Source organism: Pseudomonas sp. GW821-FHT09D08 (assembly GCF_059416305.1).
The window spans coordinates 147,304-164,827 of sequence record NZ_JBWKOX010000001.1; the positions used below are offsets into that span (position 1 = coordinate 147,304).

At 64.1% G+C, this 17,524-nt stretch carries 12 protein-coding genes and 2 pseudogenes; 6 read left to right on the plus strand and 8 right to left on the minus strand.

The features are described from left to right. Window positions 1–210: 210 nt before the first annotated feature. On the plus strand, window positions 211–969 hold the full coding sequence (locus AC07OP_RS00580; RefSeq protein WP_065941646.1) for an IclR family transcriptional regulator: 759 nt from the start codon (window positions 211–213) through the stop codon (window positions 967–969). A gap of 9 nt (window positions 970–978) precedes the next feature. On the opposite strand, the gene AC07OP_RS00585 is transcribed toward AC07OP_RS00580, so the two are convergent. The 3 genes from AC07OP_RS00585 to AC07OP_RS00595 all read right to left on the minus strand — a co-directional run bounded on the left by AC07OP_RS00585 (window position 979) and on the right by AC07OP_RS00595 (window position 5,278). Beyond that, a complete protein-coding gene (locus AC07OP_RS00585) occupies window positions 979–2,304 on the minus strand; it encodes a hypothetical protein (protein ID WP_495101475.1) in 1,326 nt (441 codons plus the stop codon). Between the two features lie 3 nt (window positions 2,305–2,307). Continuing rightward, complete coding sequence (locus tag AC07OP_RS00590; RefSeq protein ID WP_495101476.1) at window positions 2,308–3,738, minus strand: aldehyde dehydrogenase family protein; 1,431 nt, start codon at window positions 3,736–3,738, stop codon at window positions 2,308–2,310. A gap of 91 nt (window positions 3,739–3,829) precedes the next feature. After that, complete coding sequence (locus AC07OP_RS00595; RefSeq protein ID WP_495101477.1) at window positions 3,830–5,278, minus strand: APC family permease; 1,449 nt, start codon at window positions 5,276–5,278, stop codon at window positions 3,830–3,832. Between the two features lie 711 nt (window positions 5,279–5,989). On the opposite strand from AC07OP_RS00595, the pseudogene AC07OP_RS00600 reads away from it, so the two are divergent. Both AC07OP_RS00600 and AC07OP_RS00605 read left to right on the plus strand, forming a co-directional pair. Beyond that, window positions 5,990–6,799 (plus strand): annotated as a pseudogene (locus AC07OP_RS00600) (HAMP domain-containing protein); the annotation flags it as partial. Window positions 6,800–7,114: 315 nt separating this feature from the next. Continuing rightward, a pseudogene (locus AC07OP_RS00605) lies at window positions 7,115–7,657 on the plus strand (methyl-accepting chemotaxis protein); the annotation flags it as partial. Between the two features lie 213 nt (window positions 7,658–7,870). On the opposite strand, the gene AC07OP_RS00610 reads toward AC07OP_RS00605, so the two are convergent. Both AC07OP_RS00610 and AC07OP_RS00615 read right to left on the minus strand, forming a co-directional pair. Continuing rightward, window positions 7,871–9,319 carry an APC family permease gene (locus tag AC07OP_RS00610; RefSeq protein WP_495101478.1) on the minus strand — a complete coding sequence of 483 codons (1,449 nt, stop codon included), beginning with the start codon at window positions 9,317–9,319 and terminating at the stop codon, window positions 7,871–7,873. A gap of 223 nt (window positions 9,320–9,542) precedes the next feature. Continuing rightward, window positions 9,543–10,511, minus strand: a complete 969-nt coding sequence (locus AC07OP_RS00615) for a helix-turn-helix domain-containing protein (protein ID WP_065927427.1) — start codon at window positions 10,509–10,511, stop codon at window positions 9,543–9,545. Window positions 10,512–10,702: 191 nt separating this feature from the next. Between AC07OP_RS00615 and AC07OP_RS00620 the strand changes: the two genes are divergently transcribed. The 3 genes from AC07OP_RS00620 (at window position 10,703) to AC07OP_RS00630 (ending at window position 14,207) form a co-directional block, all read left to right on the plus strand. After that, entirely contained in the window at window positions 10,703–12,079 is a 1,377-nt protein-coding gene (locus AC07OP_RS00620; protein WP_065927426.1) for an aspartate aminotransferase family protein, read from the plus strand. Window positions 12,080–12,106: 27 nt separating this feature from the next. Beyond that, on the plus strand, window positions 12,107–13,561 hold the full coding sequence (locus AC07OP_RS00625; protein WP_098479422.1) for an aldehyde dehydrogenase family protein: 1,455 nt from the start codon (window positions 12,107–12,109) through the stop codon (window positions 13,559–13,561). Window positions 13,562–13,643: 82 nt separating this feature from the next. Then, on the plus strand, window positions 13,644–14,207 hold the full coding sequence (locus tag AC07OP_RS00630; protein WP_027606691.1) for a cytochrome b: 564 nt from the start codon (window positions 13,644–13,646) through the stop codon (window positions 14,205–14,207). A 91-nt stretch (window positions 14,208–14,298) separates the two neighbouring features. Here AC07OP_RS00630 and AC07OP_RS00635 read toward each other — a convergent pair whose 3' ends face one another. The 3 genes from AC07OP_RS00635 to AC07OP_RS00645 all read right to left on the minus strand — a co-directional run bounded on the left by AC07OP_RS00635 (window position 14,299) and on the right by AC07OP_RS00645 (window position 17,515). Then, complete coding sequence (locus AC07OP_RS00635; protein WP_065941654.1) at window positions 14,299–15,234, minus strand: FecR family protein; 936 nt, start codon at window positions 15,232–15,234, stop codon at window positions 14,299–14,301. Continuing rightward, entirely contained in the window at window positions 15,231–15,740 is a 510-nt protein-coding gene (locus AC07OP_RS00640) for a sigma-70 family RNA polymerase sigma factor (protein ID WP_495101479.1), read from the minus strand. The genes AC07OP_RS00635 and AC07OP_RS00640 overlap by 4 nt, the downstream gene beginning before the upstream one ends. A gap of 227 nt (window positions 15,741–15,967) precedes the next feature. Then, on the minus strand, window positions 15,968–17,515 hold the full coding sequence (locus AC07OP_RS00645; protein WP_495101480.1) for an MFS transporter: 1,548 nt from the start codon (window positions 17,513–17,515) through the stop codon (window positions 15,968–15,970). Between the last annotated feature and the right edge of the window lie 9 nt (window positions 17,516–17,524).

Sequence of the window (17,524 nt, forward strand, 5' to 3'; positions counted from 1 at the left end):
AGTGATGAGATTTATCACATACAAATCCGCAACCAACAAGAACTTTATGTGTGCTTTTCTCATTTAATGAGATTAATGAGGTTTTAGTAACCTAAAAAGCTAACCCGCGATTGCGTTTTTCTCTCACTGCGGTAGTGTTGCGCCAGCGCTTGGGCAACCGGGTCCCCGTGGGTACGCCACAAGCGCCCTTCCCTTTCTTTTAGGAACACAATGAGCAGCCTGAGCAAATTGCTGAGCATCCTCGACCTGTTCGGTCCGCAAATGCTGAAGATCGACCCCGACACCATTGCCGAGCGCATGGGCCTGTCACGGGCGACCGTGTACCGCTACGTCAAGGATTTGTGTGACGCCGGCCTGCTGACCCGCGTGGACGCCGGCAGCTACGGCCTGGGCCCGCGGGTCATCGAGCTGGACTGGATGATGCGCCAGTACGACCCGATCCTTCTCGCCGGGCGTGAGCTGATGCACGAGCTGTCGGCGCAAACGGGCCTGGCGGTGTTCGCCAGCGTGTTTTACGACGGGCGCATCATCAACACCTACATCGCCGAACCCACCGACACCTATCACTTCGCGTTCGGGCGCGGGCAACCGCTGCCGTTTTTCCGCGGGGCACAATCGAAGGTCTTGATCGCCTTCCAGAAAGGACGCCGCCTGCAACGCCTGTTCGACGAGCACATGGCCAACGACCCGGACAGCCCGTATGACTGGGCGGGCTTCTCCAGGGCCGCGAAGAAAATCCGCAAGGACGGCTACTGCCTGACCCACGACGAACTCAACCTGGGCCTGACCGGTATCGCTGCGCCGATCATCCAGGCGGACCTCGACGAGGTGGTCGGCAGCCTGTCGGCCGTCGGCACCACCCAGAACTTCAAGCTGCTGCGCCAGGAAACCGTGATCGAAATGGTCATGGACACCACCCGGCGGATTGCCGAAAACATGCGCAACCCGCCGAGCCACACCGCCCCCTAGGCGTCATGTTCAGAACGGCACGGCCACCGTCAACTGGCTGTACAGGTTGGTGCCGTTGCCGCCGACCTGATTGCCCCCGGTGGTCGCGTCCTGCCTGGGTGTGTACAGCCCCACCAGCGGCGTGATGATCAAGTGCGGGTTGACCGCCCACTCGGCGTACACATCCAGCTCGCGGCCATCAAGGTTCAACGCATTGCTTTTACGCACGGTGGCGTAATCGAAATACAGCGCTCCCAGGCTCAGGTTTTCCAGTGGGGTTGCCTTCAGCCCGACATGGTGGGTGCGGGTATTGGTGTTGAACGGCCCGGCGTAATTGCCGGCCACTTCGCCCTGGAACCAGGTGCCGTAGCCCGTGCTCTGGCCGGTGAACAGTGCATCCCAGTTCTGCGAATAGCGGGTGTAGCGATACGTCACCTTGGGAGCCCAGGCGGTATCGGCGAAGGTGTAGCCCGCCTCGCCGTACCAGGCTTTTTCAGGCCCCGCATCCTTGTCCTGCCAGGCGTACTCGAACGTCAGGCTGACGTTCTTGATGCCCGCATCGCCTTCACCGCGCACGCTATAGATGTTCATGCCCTTGCGCTGGCGTTGAAAGTCGCTGGCCCATTGATCGTTCACGTCCAGGCCGTGCACCCAGGTCAAGCCGAGCGTCCCCGGCCGGGCGGTGTAGTCCAGGGTCGCGGCGGCCAGTTCGGTTTCGGCCTGGATACGGTTATCGGACTTGAGCCACAGCACACTGCCGTGCAGGCCATCCTGCCCCCCCAGGCGCACCACCGCGGTTTGGTCGAACGCGTGCCGGGCCGCCAGGTAGTAGGCGCCCCCACGGTTCAAGGTGCCATCCGCCGGGCCCTTGCCCGGGTTCAGCCCATCGTCGTTGATCAGGAACCCTCGGCCGACCTTGACCACCTGGCGCCCGCCGGAAATATCCACGCCGTCTTGACCGAGCGCCGGGAACAGATCGCCGGAGCGCCAGCCCAGGTAGGCGTCTTCAATCTTCGTGGTGCGCTCGGTGCCGAGGCTGTTGCCACCCGGATCGCCATCGCCCCACGTGGCGGAGCTGACCAGGGCAAATGCCCCGTAGGCGCGGCCAATGCCGCCGAGTGCCTGGTCGCCACTCAAGCCATACTTGATAAAGCCTTCACGCCAACTGGAGCCGCCCGGCGTGCCATCGTAGTTCTTGCGACTGTTGAACTGACCGAACACCGCGGTCATGTCGGCGTTGAGGTGACGGCTCTCATCGCTGTACAGCTCATAAGCGTGCACCTGACTGATAGCGCCGAGCGCCAGGGTGCACACAAGCGTGCAACCGAATACGGGATGACGGGATAGATAACGCATGGCTCAAACTCCTTCTTCGACAGCCTGCTTGCGCACAAACAACAGTTGCTGCCCCGTGAACTCCAGCAGCCCCTCCAGACCGAACTCGACACCGAACCCCGACATCTTGCTGCCGCCAAACGGCGTGTTCGGCTGGATCTGGGCGTGGCAGTTGACCCACGCCACACCACTCTCCAGGCGACTGGCCAAGGCCTGGGCCTGCTCGACATCCGGCCCCCAGACCGAGCCGCCGAGGCCCATGTCACCGGCATTGGCGCGCTTCAGGACATCCTCGACATCCCGGTAGGCAATCAACGGCAACACCGGGCCGAACTGTTCTTCGTCCACCAGGCGATGGCCGTCGGTCACGTCCGCCACCAGGGTGGGTGGATAGAAAAACCCGGGGTGGTCCAGACGCGCACCGCCGCACAACACCCGCGCACCGTTGGCACGTGCGTCATCGACCAGGGCTTCCACCAGTTCCAGTTGCTCAAGGTTCTGCACCGGCCCGAAGGTGACACCGGCGTCCAGGCCGTCGCCCACGACCTGGCGCGCCGCAATGTGCATCAGCGCGTCGGCAAAAGCCTCGTACTGCGACTCATGGATATACAGGCGTTTGAGCGCAGCACAGGTCTGGCCCATGTTGAGAAAGGCCGCCTGGAAAATTTCCTCGGCCACGGCCTCCACGGCGGTCCCCGGCAATACGATGGCGGCGTCGTTACCACCGAGTTCCAGGGTCAGGCGCTTGAGGTTGCTGGCGGCACCGCGCATCACGCTTTGCCCGGTGGCCGTGGAACCGGTGAACACGATCTTCTGGATCCCCGGGTGCGAGGTGATCGCACTGCCGAAGCCCTGCTCGCCGGTCACGCAGTTGATGACGCCACGGGGCACATGCCGGGCAATGATCTCGGCCAGGCCCAGGGTGCTCAGCGGCGTCAGGCTCGACGGTTTGCTGATCACGCAGTTGCCGGCACGCAGCGCCGGCATGATGTGCCAGACGGCGATCATGAACGGCCAGTTCCAGGGGGTGATCGACGCCACCACGCCCAAGGGTTTGCGGTGCAGCTCAATGCGCTGGGTGGGCGTTTCTTCCACCCGTTCCACCGCAATTTCCTGCCCGGCCGCGTAGCGGGTCCAGGCGGCGGCGCCCATGACCTCGGAAAAGGCCAACTCCAGCGGCTTGCCCTGTTCCAGCACAATCAGCCGGGCCAGTGATGGGGCCTCCTGCTCGATATCGGCGGCAATCGCCAACAAACGTTCACAGCGATCAGGGTGGCTGCTGTGGCGCCAGCTCTTGAAGGCCAACTGCGCGGCGTTCACCGCCTGGTCGAGTTGCCCCAGGGAACCGGCCGGGCATTGGGCGAACACGGCCCCGGTGGCCGGGTTGATCACATCGAACCGGCCTTCTTCACCGGCCACCTGGATCCCATCGATGAGCATTTTATAGTTGTGCATTTGAAACCTTCCTTTCACACGCTGGCGCGCCATGCCGAGCAACGGCAGGCTGCGATTGTCTGGTTAGTCGAGCGATAAAAACGCGGGGGCCTTAAAGCTTGTGGCTGCCCAAGGCCAGGAAGCGTTGCGGCGAGCTGTTGCGCAGTCGCGCGGCGAGCACGATGCCGATGATCAAGGCCGCCGGAATAATCGCGCAGAGGCTGTAGGACAGCAGTTGGCTGGCACCGGTCAGCACATCGAAATGCACCACCGCCAACACCAGCACCATCACCAGCGCCAGGCACGAAATACCGGGCAGGATCCGTCCACGCAGCAGCCCGACCTTAAGCTCGGGATGGCGATGAAAGTAGACGCACACCGACACCGAGGTCAGCGCCATCAACAGGATCACGCACAACGTGGCCAGGTTGGACAGCCAGGCAAACAGTTGCAGGATCGGATCGGCATCCATCGCGGCAAATATCAGCACCACGACCGCAGCGATCAAACTCTGCAACGCCGAGCCCATATGCGGGCTCTGGTGCACGCGATGGGTGGTGCCCAGCAGGCTGTGCAACAGACCGTCGCGCCCGATGGCGTAGAAGTAACGCGCGGCGGCGTTGTGAAAGGCCAACAGCCCGGCATAAATACTGACCATGAACAGCACGCGGATGATCTGGGTCAGCTGCGGGCCGACAAAGTGGTCGGACATGCCATAGATAAAGGTGGTCGGGTCCTGCAGGGACTGCAACAGCGGCACGATTTTGTCCGCCCCCACGCCCACCACCATCGACCACACCGACAACGCGTAGAAACCGCCGATCAGCAACACCGAACAGTAGGTGGCAATCGGGATACTGCGCTTGGGGTTCCTGGCCTCTTCGCCGTAGATAGTGGTGGCCTCGAAGCCGATAAAGGCGGCAAAGCAGAACAGCAAGCCGATTGACGGCGTACCACTGAACACATGACGGCTGCTGAACGAGTCCAGGTTGATGCCGCTGTCGCCGCCGGACTTGAGGATCGCGAAGTCCAGGACCAGGATCGCCAGGTACTCGGCGATCACCACCACCGATAGCACCCGTGCCGACAGGTCAATCTTGCGATAGCCCAGGATGGCGATGCTCACCATCGCCATCAGCGAGTAGGCCCACCAGGGCAGCACCAGGCCGAAGGCGGTTTCCATGGTGCCACTGACCACGCCACCGAACATCCCGTACAACCCGACCTGCAGGATGTTATAGGCGAACATCGCCAGCACCCCGGCCGCGCCACCGGCCAGGCCGCCCAGCCCACGGGCGGTGAACGCGTAGAAACCGCCGGCATTGGTCAGGTGGCGCGCCATGGTGGTGTAGCCCACCGAGAACGCCAGCAGCACCAGCAAGGCCAGGATCAGCAACGCCGGGGTGCCCGCACCGTTGCCCAGCATGATGCCGATGGGGAAGCCGCCGGCGATCACACTGAGCGGGCTTGCCGCCGATATCACGAAGAAGATGATGAAGCCCACACCCAGGGCACCACGCTTGAGCTCCGTAGAGCTGTTGACCGGGATAGATACACTCATGTTGTTGACCTTATTGTATGAGGCAGTCGCTTTTGGGTTGGCCCGACCACACCGCATCGGCACCGGTTAGCGTTTTGTTTTAGTTGCGCGCTGAATTTGATCCTATGCCCGCCCTGGAACGGCTCGCTATCCCAAATCGGTAGCATCCAAAGCCCCGCCCCAAAACAGGTCGGGGCCGCCCGATCCCTCCTAGCGCTGTTGCCGATTTGGGATAGCCGCCGGCCTGTCATGCCCGCACCCTAGCCTCACCCGTGCTATGCGCGGATGCCGGCAACAAGAATAAGAACGTGCCCATCACCGCCAACGCCCCCGTAGGAAGCCCCAGCCATGCGTCCAGCCCATCTCACCCTCCAATGGCGTATCACCCTGCTGAGCGGACTTTGCCTGCTGGCAGTCGTGGGCGCGCTGATTGGCGCCAGCGCCTACCAGAATCAAACCAGTGCAAAGCTGCTCAAAGAGCAGAGCAGCGCGTTGCTGACACAGGCCGCGCTGGAACGCTTGCAGGCCCAGGCCGTGGCTCATGGCCAACAGGTGGAGCGGTTTTTCAATGAAACCGCGCTGTATGGCGAAGGGTTCGCCCAGCAGGTTCTGCAACTGCGCGAGCAAACCCTCAATGGACGCCTGACGGTCGTGCAATTGCGTCAAGCCCTGGTCGGCATCGCCCGAGAAGCCCTCAGGCAGCGCGAAAAAGTCCTCGGCCTGTACGTGATCATGCTGCCCGACGCACTGGCCGGCAGCGACGCCGACTGGCGCGACCAACGCGCCCTGGCCGGGAATGAAACCGGGCGCTTTGCGCTGTACTGGTCCCAGAGCCAGCCGGGTCAACTGGTGCAGGAGGTGTTGAGCGAGGCACAAATCGCCGCCAACACTGCGCCCCCCGGCAGCGCACCGGCAAACGCCTGGTACGCTTGCCCTCAGGCGCAACGACAGGTGTGTGTGGTCGAGCCGTACACCATCGAAGTGGAAGGCCACAAAGCCCTGATGAGCAGCATTTCCATCCCCCTGATCGTCGACGGCAACGTGCTCGGCGTGGTGGGCATGGACATCAGCCTCGACACCTTGCATAAACTGGCCGCCAACCTCAGCCAGGACCTCTACCAAGGCGACAGCCAGGTCACCCTGGTGTCGGCTTCGGGTCAAGTGGCGGGACGCAGCGGCGATGTCGCGGGGGAAACCCTGGACATCCGCCAAGCCGTGCAAACGGCAGCGGGCACCCCAGCCTGGCAACTGCAGATCAAGGTCCCGCAGTCGCGGGTGCAGGCGTCCGCCCGGCAGATGCAGCGCGAACTGGACGACAAAAGCCGTGAGTCCAATTGGCTCAACCTTGGCCTGGGCATCCTGGCCAGCAGCCTGGCGATGCTGCTGATCTGGCTGGCGGCCTACGGCGTGACTCGCCCGTTGCTGAAGATGGCCGAGCTGCTCGATGCCATTGTCGAAGGCGACGGGGACCTGACCCAGCGCCTGCCCCTCGGGCGACGCGACGAGCTGGGCCGCCTGGCCAATGGTTTCAACCGTTTCCTCGACACCTTGCAGCCGATTATTCGCGCCATCCAGACCGCGTCCCTGGACACCCGCGACAGCGCCGACACCTCGTCCGGCATTGCCCGCGAAGTCAGTGCCGGTATGCAGCGCCAATACCGCGAAGTGGAGCTGGCCGCCACCGCGCTGCACGAAATGAGCGCCAGTGCCCAGGAAGTGGCCCGTCACTCCCACAGCGCCGCCGACGCCGCCACCGCCGCCGAAAACGCGAGCCGCTCAGGCCAGGCGGTGTTCTCCACCGCCGAACGCAGCATCGAGGCCCTCGACCAACGCCTTGAAACCACCCTCCAGCAAGTCAACGCCCTGGCCGACAGCAGCAACCAGATCGGTCAGGTACTGGACGTGATCAGCGCCATCGCGCAACAGACCAACCTGCTGGCGTTGAATGCGGCTATCGAAGCGGCCCGTGCCGGCGAGCAGGGTCGCGGTTTTGCGGTGGTGGCCGATGAAGTCAGGCACCTGGCCAGCAACACCCAGAGTTCGGTCGAACAGGTGCGCACGGTGATCGAAACGTTGCAACAGCTGAGCCAGGCGGTGGTGCACAACACCCAACTGAGCCGCGAGCAAGCCGGTGGCAGCGTGCTCCAGGTGCAACAGACCCGAGTGGCGCTGGGGCATATTTCCCAGGCCGTGGATGTGATCGAACAAATGAATCAGCAGATCGCCAGTGCGGCCCTGGAGCAGAGCAGCGTGGTGGACGATATCAGCCATCGCGTCAGCGACATCCGCGGTATCAGCGAAACACTCGCCGGGCGCATGCACGAGGCGTCGCAGGCCAGTGACGCATTGCATCAGATGGCCAATCACCAACAACAGCTGGTCGGGCATTTCCACGTGTAATGGGCGTGCCGCCTGACTGAGCTGCGGTGGCCGCCTTTCAACTCTCCAACATTGAGTTCCCACATGATTTATCCACGCCGCTGGCTGATCCTCGGGCTTATTTCCAGCGGGGCCTACTCGGCAGGCGTGGTCATTCCAGCCTGGTTGACCCTTCGACAGCCTTGACCACGCGCTGCTGGTCAGGCTGAGCAGGCAGGCACCGCCGTCCACGCCTTAAAGCTTGTGGCTGCCCAAGGCCAGGAACCGCTGCGGCGACGCCTTGCGCAGCCGCGCCGCGAGGAATACACCGCCCAGCAACGCCAGGGGAATGATCGCGCAGAGGCCGTAGGACAGCAGCTGGCTGGCACCGGTCAGCACATCGAAATGCACCACCGCCAGCACCAGCACGGCCACGAGCGCCAGGCACGAGAAACCGGGGAGGATCTGCCCACGCCAGAGCCCGACCTTGAGCTGCGGATGGCGCCGGAAGAACACCAGCACCGCGGCCGAGGTCAGCGCCATCAGCAGGATCACGCACAGCGTGGCCAGGTTGGACAGCCAGGCGAACAGCTGCAGGATCGGATCGGCATCCAGCGCCGCGAAAATCAACACCACCACGGCCGAGATCAGGCTCTGCAAGGCCGAGCCCATATGCGGGCTCTGGTGCACCCGATGGGTGGTGCCCAACTGGCTGTGCAACAAGCCGTCACGGCCGATGGCGTAGAAGTAACGCGCGGCGGCGTTGTGAAAGGCCAGCAGGCCGGCATAGATGCTGACCATGAACAGCACGCGGATAACCTGGGTCAGTTGCGGGCCGACAAAGTGGTCGGACATGCCATAGATAAACGTGGTCGGGTCCTGCAAGGCCTGCAGCATCGGCACGATCTTGTCCGCACCCACGCCCACCACCATCGACCACACCGACAACGCGTAGAAACCGCCGATCAGCAACACCGAGCAGTAGGTCGCAATCGGAATGGTGCGCTGCGGGTCCCGGGCTTCTTCACCGTAGATGGTGGTGGCCTCGAAGCCGATAAAGGCGGCGAAGCAAAACAGCAGGCCGATTGACGGCGTGCCGCTGAACACATGGCGGCTGCTGAACGAATCCAGGTTGATGCCGCTGTCGCCACCGGACTTGAGAATGGCGAAATCCAGGACCAGGATCGCCAGGTACTCGGCGATCACCATCACCGACAATACCCGCGCGGACAGGTCGATCTTGCGATACCCCAGGATCGCGATGCTTGCCATCGCCATCAGCGAATAGGACCACCACGGCAGCACCAGGCCGAAGGCGGCTTCCATGGTGTCGCTGACCACCCCACCGAACATGCCGTACAAGCCGACCTGCAGGATGTTATAGGCAAACATCGCCAGCACCCCGGCCGATCCGCCCGCCAGGCCGCCCAGCCCACGGGCGGTAAACGCGTAGAAACCGCCGGCATTGGTCAGGTGGCGCGCCATGGTGGTGTAGCCCACCGAAAACGCCAGCAGCACCAGCAAGGCCAGGATCAGCAACGCCGGGGTGCCCGCGCCGTTACCCAGCATGATGCCGATGGGGAAGCCGCCGGCGATCACACTCAGCGGGCTTGCCGCCGATACCACGAAGAAGATGATAAAGCCCACACCCAGGGCGCCACGCTTGAGCTCCGTGGAGCTGTTGATCGAGTTGGATACACTCATGCTGTTGACCTTATTGTATGAGGCAGTCGCTGTAGGATCGGTGCAGCCGGCTGTCGACCGGTACCGAATAGCTTGTCGTTCTTGTTGCACGCTGGCATCGATCCTATGCCTGCCCGACAGCGTGCCGGTATCCCAAATCGGTAACGCAAGCGCCCACGGCGAAACACCTGCGCATCCCGAGCGGACGACGCAGGCTGATTCCGATCTTGCTAAAGGCTTGGGTTCAGGCGCGCACGTTGCCGGTAATGGCGGCGCGGGTCGTGTGGGACGGCAACTGCGCGAACAGTTCCTGGTACTCCGCGGCAAAATGGCTCAGGTGATAGAAGCCCCACTGGGCGGCGGCATCCCCAATCGACAGCTCGGATGCCCGGGTAGACATCAAGGTTCGGCGTACGCCGTTGAGCCTCACTGAGCGCAGGTAATTCAGCGGTGTGGTCTCGGCGACCGAGCGGAAGCTGTTCTGCACCGTGCGCCGACTCACCTGGAGACGCTGGCACAAATCGATCACGCTGGGCACGTTGATCATTTCGGTCGTGGCCAGGCGATGACATTTCTCGACGATAAAGCTGCGCGTGGAACTGGGGCTGCGCTGCTGCTTGTCACAGGCCGGGTCGGTCATCAGTTGCAGCAGCTCGCCGAGCATGGCCTGTTCCAGCGCCGACTCACGCTCGCGTGTGTAGTCGAGGTCATCGTTCACCAGGGCCTCGGAGAACAATGCCAGCAATCGACGCCGGGCCTGGGCGAAACGCTGGGGAGACACCTTTATTACCGGTTGGCGCAGCAACCGATTGAGTTCTTTCGCCGACGCCGTCTGTTCCAGCGCCTCTTCGAACAATTCACGCTCAAAGGTAATGGACAAAAGCTCCATGCCCATCGGCATATGGAACATGAACTCCTCGCCACCGTGGAGGAAGAACAGGCTGCTGTCATCCACCTCGCGGCCCTGCATGCGAACCGAGCCGGGCACATTGATCGGCACCGCAAAACACATCTTGTCGCGAGGCGCCACGCCGTTCTGCACCACACGCTGGTTGATCTGCTCGAGGAACAGGTGGCAACCGGTCGTCGTCAGTTGCATCAGCGAACTCTCGGCCGAACCGGCGGTGAGCTGGCTGTAGTCCTGGCTCCACTGTTGGATGGTGGCTGCGTGGACGTGGATATCGCGGAAATGGCTGATCGTCTGGTTTTTCATTGGGGGGTGTGCCTCTACCAACATTCTTGTTTTTAGATCGCCGATGCCTTTGATACTCGCACATCGGTCACATCCTGCAAATTGTTTATGCGCTGGAATGCCCGCGTCTCATGTGCCGATTCGGGCTACCGGCCGGGAACCCGCGGCGGAGATGATCGGCACACTTAAATCGACATTCCAGAGAGACCGTCATGAGTGAAGCCAACTTTCAAGCCCTGCACTTCGCGGATGCCCCGCACATTGTCTCCGGCACACTGCCCGGCCCCAAGACCCGCGAGGCCCTGGCGCTGTCGGCGCGCACCGAGTCGATGGCACGCGGCGGCGGCCGCATGCCGGTGGCCATGGACCGCGCCTTCGGTGCGACCTTCAAAGACCCCGACGGCAACACCTACATCGACCTGTCCGCCGGCGTCGGTGTCAGCAGCGTCGGCCGCTGCCACCCCAAAGTGGTGCAGGCGATTCGCGAACAGTCCGAAGTGCTGATGCACGCCCTGGAAATCAACAGCACGCGGCGCACCGAATTGGCGGCCAAGCTCTCCGAGATCGCCCCCGATGGCTTGCGTGGCGACTGCGTGACCTTCTTCACCCAGAGCGGCAGCGATGCGCTGGAGGCCGCGATCAAGTTTGCCCGGCGCATTACCGGACGCCACCAGATCATCGCCTTCCATGGCGGCTACCACGGCGTGTGGCATGCCTCGGGCGCGCTGACCACCGGCACGGCCTACCGCAAGGGCTTCGGTGCCCAGATGGGGGGCGTGATCCACGCGCCCTACCCGTACGCCTACCGTTTCCCCTTCGACACCACCCACAAAAGCGCCGAGCAGATCGCCGGCGAGTACATCGATTACCTGTTGAATACCCCGTACACGGCCGCCGATGACGTGGCAGCCGTGATCGTGGAGCCGGTGCAGGGCGAAGGCGGCTACGTGCCACCCTCGCCGGAATTCCTGCAATTGCTGCGCCAGGCCTGCGACCGCAGCGGCACATTGCTGATTGTCGATGAAGTGCAATCCGGCGCAGGACGCACCGGCAAGATGTGGGCGGTCGAACATTCCGGCGTGAAGCCCGACATGCTCACCTTCGGCAAGGGCATCGGCAGCGACCTGCCCATGGCCGGGCTGATCATGCGTTCGGACCTGGCGGCCAAGATTCCCGACGGCTCGATGCCCAACACCTTTGCCGCCAACTCGTTGTCGGCGGCCGTGGCGTTGACCAACATCAGCATCCTGCAGGATCCACAACTCGACCTGCTCAACCGCGCCCACACGTTGGGGCTGGAAGCGCAGGCGCATATTCGTGGCTTCAACAGCCCGCTGGTCGGCGAAGTGCGCGGGCGCGGCCTGATGATCGGTATCGAACTGGTCGAGGATCCACTCACCAAGGCGCCCCTGGCGGGCGAAAAGATCGGCCAACTGATGGGCTACCTGCTCAACCACGGCGTGCTGATGATCCCCTGCGGCCGCTACAGCAACGTGATGCGCGTGATGCCCTCGCTGACGATCTCCCGCGAACTGTTCTTCAAGGCCCTGGACATCTTCGGCGACGCCCTGGCGTCCCTCAAGGCGTAAGCCTGCCCACTACTCGAGGACCGCAACATGACTGAGCACTTGAATCATTTCATCGAAGGTACGCCCTGCGAAGCCTTCGACCGTCGCCGTTTCGACCTGGTCAACCCCGTGACCGAGCAGGTGTATGGCAGCTCCGCCCGTGGCACCCGCGAAGACGTGGAACGTGCCGTGGCGGCGGCACGCCACCAACTGGAAAGGGGCGACTGGAGCCAACTCGGCGGCGCCCAGCGTGGCCGACTGTTGGCGAAACTGGCCGACCTGGTCGAGCGCGACAGCGAACGGCTGGCCGATCTGGACGCCAATGCCATCGGCCGCTCGCCCATCGAACCGCGCCGGATGGACCTGCCCAACGCGATCGCCAACCTGCGCGCCGCCGCCGGCTGGGCCAATCAGCTCGAAGGTCGCACCATTCCCACCGGCGGTTACTTCGGCACCAAAACCCTGTCGTACACGGTGCGCGAGCCCGTCGGCGTAGTCGGTGCCATCGTGCCCTGGAACTCGCCGCTGATGATCACCGTGTGGAAGCTCGCCGCGTTGCTGGCGGCGGGCTGTACCGTGGTGGTCAAGCCTTCGGAGGAAACCCCGCAGTCGGCCCTGCACCTGGCGCTGCTGGCGCAGGAAGCCGGCTTCCCGGACGGCGTGATCAACGTGGTCACCGGCTACGGCAACGAAGTCGGTCGCGCCCTGTGCGAGCACCCGGATGTGGCCAAGATCAGCTTCACCGGCAGCCCCGAGGCCGGGCGTGAAATCCAGCGCACGGCCGGCGTGCTGTTCAAGCGCGTGGCCCTGGAACTGGGCGGCAAGAGCCCGCAGATTGTGTTCGACGATGCGTCCTTCGACGATGCCCTGCGCGGCTGTGCACTCGGCCTGTTCGCCAACCAGGGCCAGGTGTGTGCCGCCGGCTCACGGATCCTGGTGCAGCGCAGCCTCGCCGAGCGTTTCGGCGCCGCGCTGGCCGAGGCCGCACACGCAGTGAACGTCGGCGACCCGCGCGAGCCCGGGGTACAGATGGGCCCGGTGGCCAAGAAAGCCCAGTTCGATCGCGTCAACCGCTACATCCAACGGGGCATCGATCAGGGGGCAACCCTGCTGGCCGGCGGCGTCTCGACGCCCGAGCAGGGCTGGTTCGTGCGCCCGACGATCTTCGCCAACGCCCGCAACGACATGGACATCGCCCGGGACGAGATTTTCGGGCCGGTCGGCACGCTGATCACCTTCGACAGCGAAGACGAAGCGATCGCCCTCGCCAACGACAGCACCTACGGCCTGGCGGCCACGGTCTGGACCGGCGACCTGGCCAGGGCGCACCGTGTGGCGGCGGCGGTAAAGGCCGGCGCCGTCGGTATCAACTGCTGGAGCCCGCTGGACGCCAACCTGCCTTGGGGCGGCGTCAAGACCAGCGGTATCGGGCGTGAAGGCGGGTTCAGCGGCGCGCTGGCCTACACCGAGGAGAAAGTCATCACCGTGCTGCTGCCCGCCTGAGCACACGCGCTGTCCTGACCGAGCCACCCTCCAACGTCGAGGGTGGCCATTCCACCGTGCATCGCTCCCTGGAGAGCCTGATATGAACCCAATGGATCAACCGACAATCGATCGCTACCCGACGTCCCTGCGCCTGTTGCACTGGCTGCGGGCCGTACTGGTGCTGGGCCTGCTCTGGGCAGGCTGGCATATGACCGGCATGAATGATGAGGTGGCGAGCAAATTCGAGCTCTATTACCCGTGGCACAAGTCCTTCGGGGTGTTGACGTTCCTGGTGGTGCTGACTCAGCTTGCCGTGCGCTTTCGTACCCCCAGGCTGCCGCAGCCGCTGGAAACCCTGGCCGGGTATGAACGCTTCCTGTCACGCCTGACGCAGCGCGTCATGTATGTCCTGCTGGTGATCGTGCCGCTGATGGGTTACTCCATGTCGAGCACCTTTACGATGAGCGACGGGGTGTTCTTTTTCGGGGTCAACCTGCCGGAGCTGTTGCCGAAGAATGACGATTGGTTCGCGGTGTTCCAGTGGCTGCACAAAGTCCTCGCCTACACGCTGCTGGTGCTGATCGTGCTGCATGTCGCAGGCGCCCTCAAGCACCGCTTCTACGACCGCGATCCGCGCAACGACGTGCTGCGCCGGATGCTCTGAATGAATGAGGCGTGCAGGCAAGGGACATGAAATAACCCCGGCAGCCAGCGTGGCGGGGTCGTCTTCAGCAATCCATGCGCCTGGCCGGCCCCTACGCCCGCGCTCCGATCAACACCAGCACCCCACCCCACTGCGTCACCCTGATCGGCAAGCTTTGCTCCAAGGCCTCCAGGGTCTGGCGCGCATCATCCAGCGGGAACCGGCCACTCACGCGCAGCTGCGCCACCGCGGCATCCAGGCGTACGATGCCCTTGCGGTAGGGCCGGATCGCTTCCACCACGCTGGCCAGTGTCTGGTTGCGCACCACCAGCCAGCCGTCGAGCCAGGCGGTTTCGGTGGCGGCCATGGGCACTTGGGTGAGGATGCGCTGGTGGTCGAACAGCGTGCTCTGGTGCATGGCCACTCGTTGCTGGGCACCGCCGTCGAAGTGCAGCACCGCGTCGGCATCCAGGGTGACCAGGCGCATCGCGCCGTCCTGTTCACTCAGCATCAGGCGGCCCGTGGTGGCACTGATATGGGCGGCGCGGGTCTTGACCTGCAGCGGACGCCGCAGGTTCACCAGCATTTCGCCGGTACGCAGTTCAAGGCTGTGCGCGTCCCCGGCCAACGTCGAGACCACCTCGCTGCGGGCATTGAGCTTGAGGGTGCTGCCATCGGCCAATTGCCAGGTGCGACGCTCGGCGGTGCCGGTGGCGTAGGTCTGCCCCGCGTCTTCAAAACGCCAGCCCCACCCCGCGCCCGCCGCCAATCCCAGCGCGCACAGGCTGGTGCGCAGGAACGCGCGGCGGCTGTTGGGTTGCTCCAGGCTACGCAGCAACTGCGCGCTGGAGCGCCCGCGCCAGGGTGAGGCCTTGAGCTGATCGAGGCCGGCGAGCAGTTGCGCGTATACCTGGCGATGATGGGCCGAGGTGCCCCGCCATTCATCCAGCGCCTGCTGCTGGGCGGGGCTGAAGTCGCCGGACTGGATCTGCACCAGCCAGCCGATGGCCTCCTCGGCCACCGGGTCGTTCAAAGGCTGTTTGCTCACTCGCTCAACCCCAGGTAACAGGCGCGCAGGGCCTGGGTCATCAATTGGTGGATGCGCCCCAGGGACAGGCCCAGGCGTTCACTGATCTGCGTGTAGGTCATGCCGTCCAACTGGCTGTGCACGAACACCGCCTTGGCTTGCCCCGACAGGCCGTCCAGCAGCCGGTCGATGGCCAACAGGCTCTCGATCAGAATCAGCTGTTCCTGGGGCGATGGGTGCACGTGTTCGGGCACATTGGCGAGGATCTGCAAGTAGGCTTTTTCCAGGTCGCGCCGGCGCCAGCTCTCGTACATCAGCCGCTGGGCGATGGTGGTCAGCAGCGCGCGCGGTTCGCGAATGGCCGTGGGGTCGGGCAGCATCCACACCTTGAGGAAGGTCTCGGCGGCGATGTCCTCGGCGCTGTGGCTGCAACCGGTGCGGTACGACAAACGCGCACACAACCAGCTGTAGTGCTGCTGGAAAATCTGGCCGATAAGGCGGGTCTTGAGCAAAGCATTCGGGTCCATAGGTCCATAATCTTCATGGACTGCACACGCCAGCGGACAAGTGGTGGTGGGCCTGTCGGTTTGAGGTAGACCTGCGTCCGGGCAGGTGAGTCCAGTTTGCCCCAGGGGGCTTCACCAGATAAAAGAATAAAAAAAGCCATCAAGCTGCATTTTTTGCATAACCTTCGGCGCTTTACGGACACACCAAAGCACCGCCTGCGGGCCGCGCAGGCGGTGCTGGGCCTGGCTCAGTGAGCAGCCAGTTGCGCCTCGCTGCGTTCCTGTTCGCGCAATGGGCGTACCAGCCAGGTGACCACCACGGTCAGCACCAGCAGGATCACGGCCAGCGCCCAGAGCACACCATGGAAGGCGCTGTCATAGCCGCCGATAAACAGGCTGTGCACCGTCTCCGCCTGCTCCGCGCCCAGGGTTTGCAGGGAACCGGTGAGGTTGCCGGCGGCGACGTCGTCGATCCAGCGTTGCAGGGTCGCCGGGTCAGGCGCCAGGCGGCTCAGCGTGCCGCGCAACTGGCTGTCGAGCAAGGTCGCCAGCAGCGAGCCATACAAGGCCACCGCAATCGCCTCACTGCCCAGGCGGAAGGTGTTGAGCAGGCCCGCCGCCATCCCGGCCTTCTGCTCCGGCACGGTCTTGAGCGCCAGGCCATCCACCAGCCCGGCCGACAGGCCCATGCCGATGCCCACCAGCAACAGCGGCACTGCCAGTTGCCACAGCGCCACACCGACCTGGCTGACCAGCGCCAACGCCACCACACCGACCAGCAACGCAATCAGACTGGCCTTGAGAATGCCGATCGCCGACACCCCGCGTGCCGCCCACTTGCCCGCCAGGATCGGGCAAAACAGCATCGGCACCGTCAACAGCAACATCGCCAGGCCCGCATGGGTCGCGCTCAATTGCAGCACGCCGAACAGGTAGCTCGGCAGGTACGTGAGCAAGGTCACAAAGCCGAACGACGCCGCCACGGTGACCAGTGCCAGGCCGACGAAGGGCCCGCGCGCCAGCAGCGACAGGTCGAGCATCGGCTGCAGGTGGCGGCGCTCCTGCCAGGTGAATACCGCCAGCAACACCACGGCGACCGCCACCAGGCCGAGTACACCGCGGCTGGTCCAGCCCCATTGCGAGCCCTGCACAATCGCCACCATCAGCGCCAGCAAGGCCAGCACAAACAGCGTCGCCCCCGGCACATCGAAGCGCGCGGTGCGCTCAGCCAACACGCCATCGCGGGTAATCAACGGGCTGCCCAGCAGCACGATCACCAGGGTCACCCCATGGGCCCAGAAAATCGCGCGCCAGCCGACGCTGTCCAGCAGCAGGCCGGACAAGGTCGGGCCCAGGCTCACGCCCAGGCCGGCAACGGTGCCGAACAGGGCAAACGCGCGCAGCCGCGCCGGGCCGCTGAAGTGGGTGGACAAAATCGCGATGCCGCAGGAAAAGATCGCCGCCGCCCCGATGCCCGCCAGCCCCCGCGCCGCATCCAGCAGCCAGGCGCTCTCGGCCACGGCGGACAGCACCGAGGCCACCACGTACAGCGAAGCGCCGGCGACAAAACAGCGTTTGCGCCCGAGCCGATCCGCCAGCGCGCCCCACGCCAGGGTGAAGCAGGCAAACGCCAGGTTGAACGCATTGACCACCCATTGCAGGCTGGTCAACGGCGCCTGGATGTCGGCGCCGATGGCCGGCAACGCGAGCGCCGTACCCGAGATGGAACTGGGCACGACGAAGATCGCCAGCAGGATGATGGTCAGTAAAGCCGTATCGGCAAAGGTCGTTTTCATGGGTCCTTC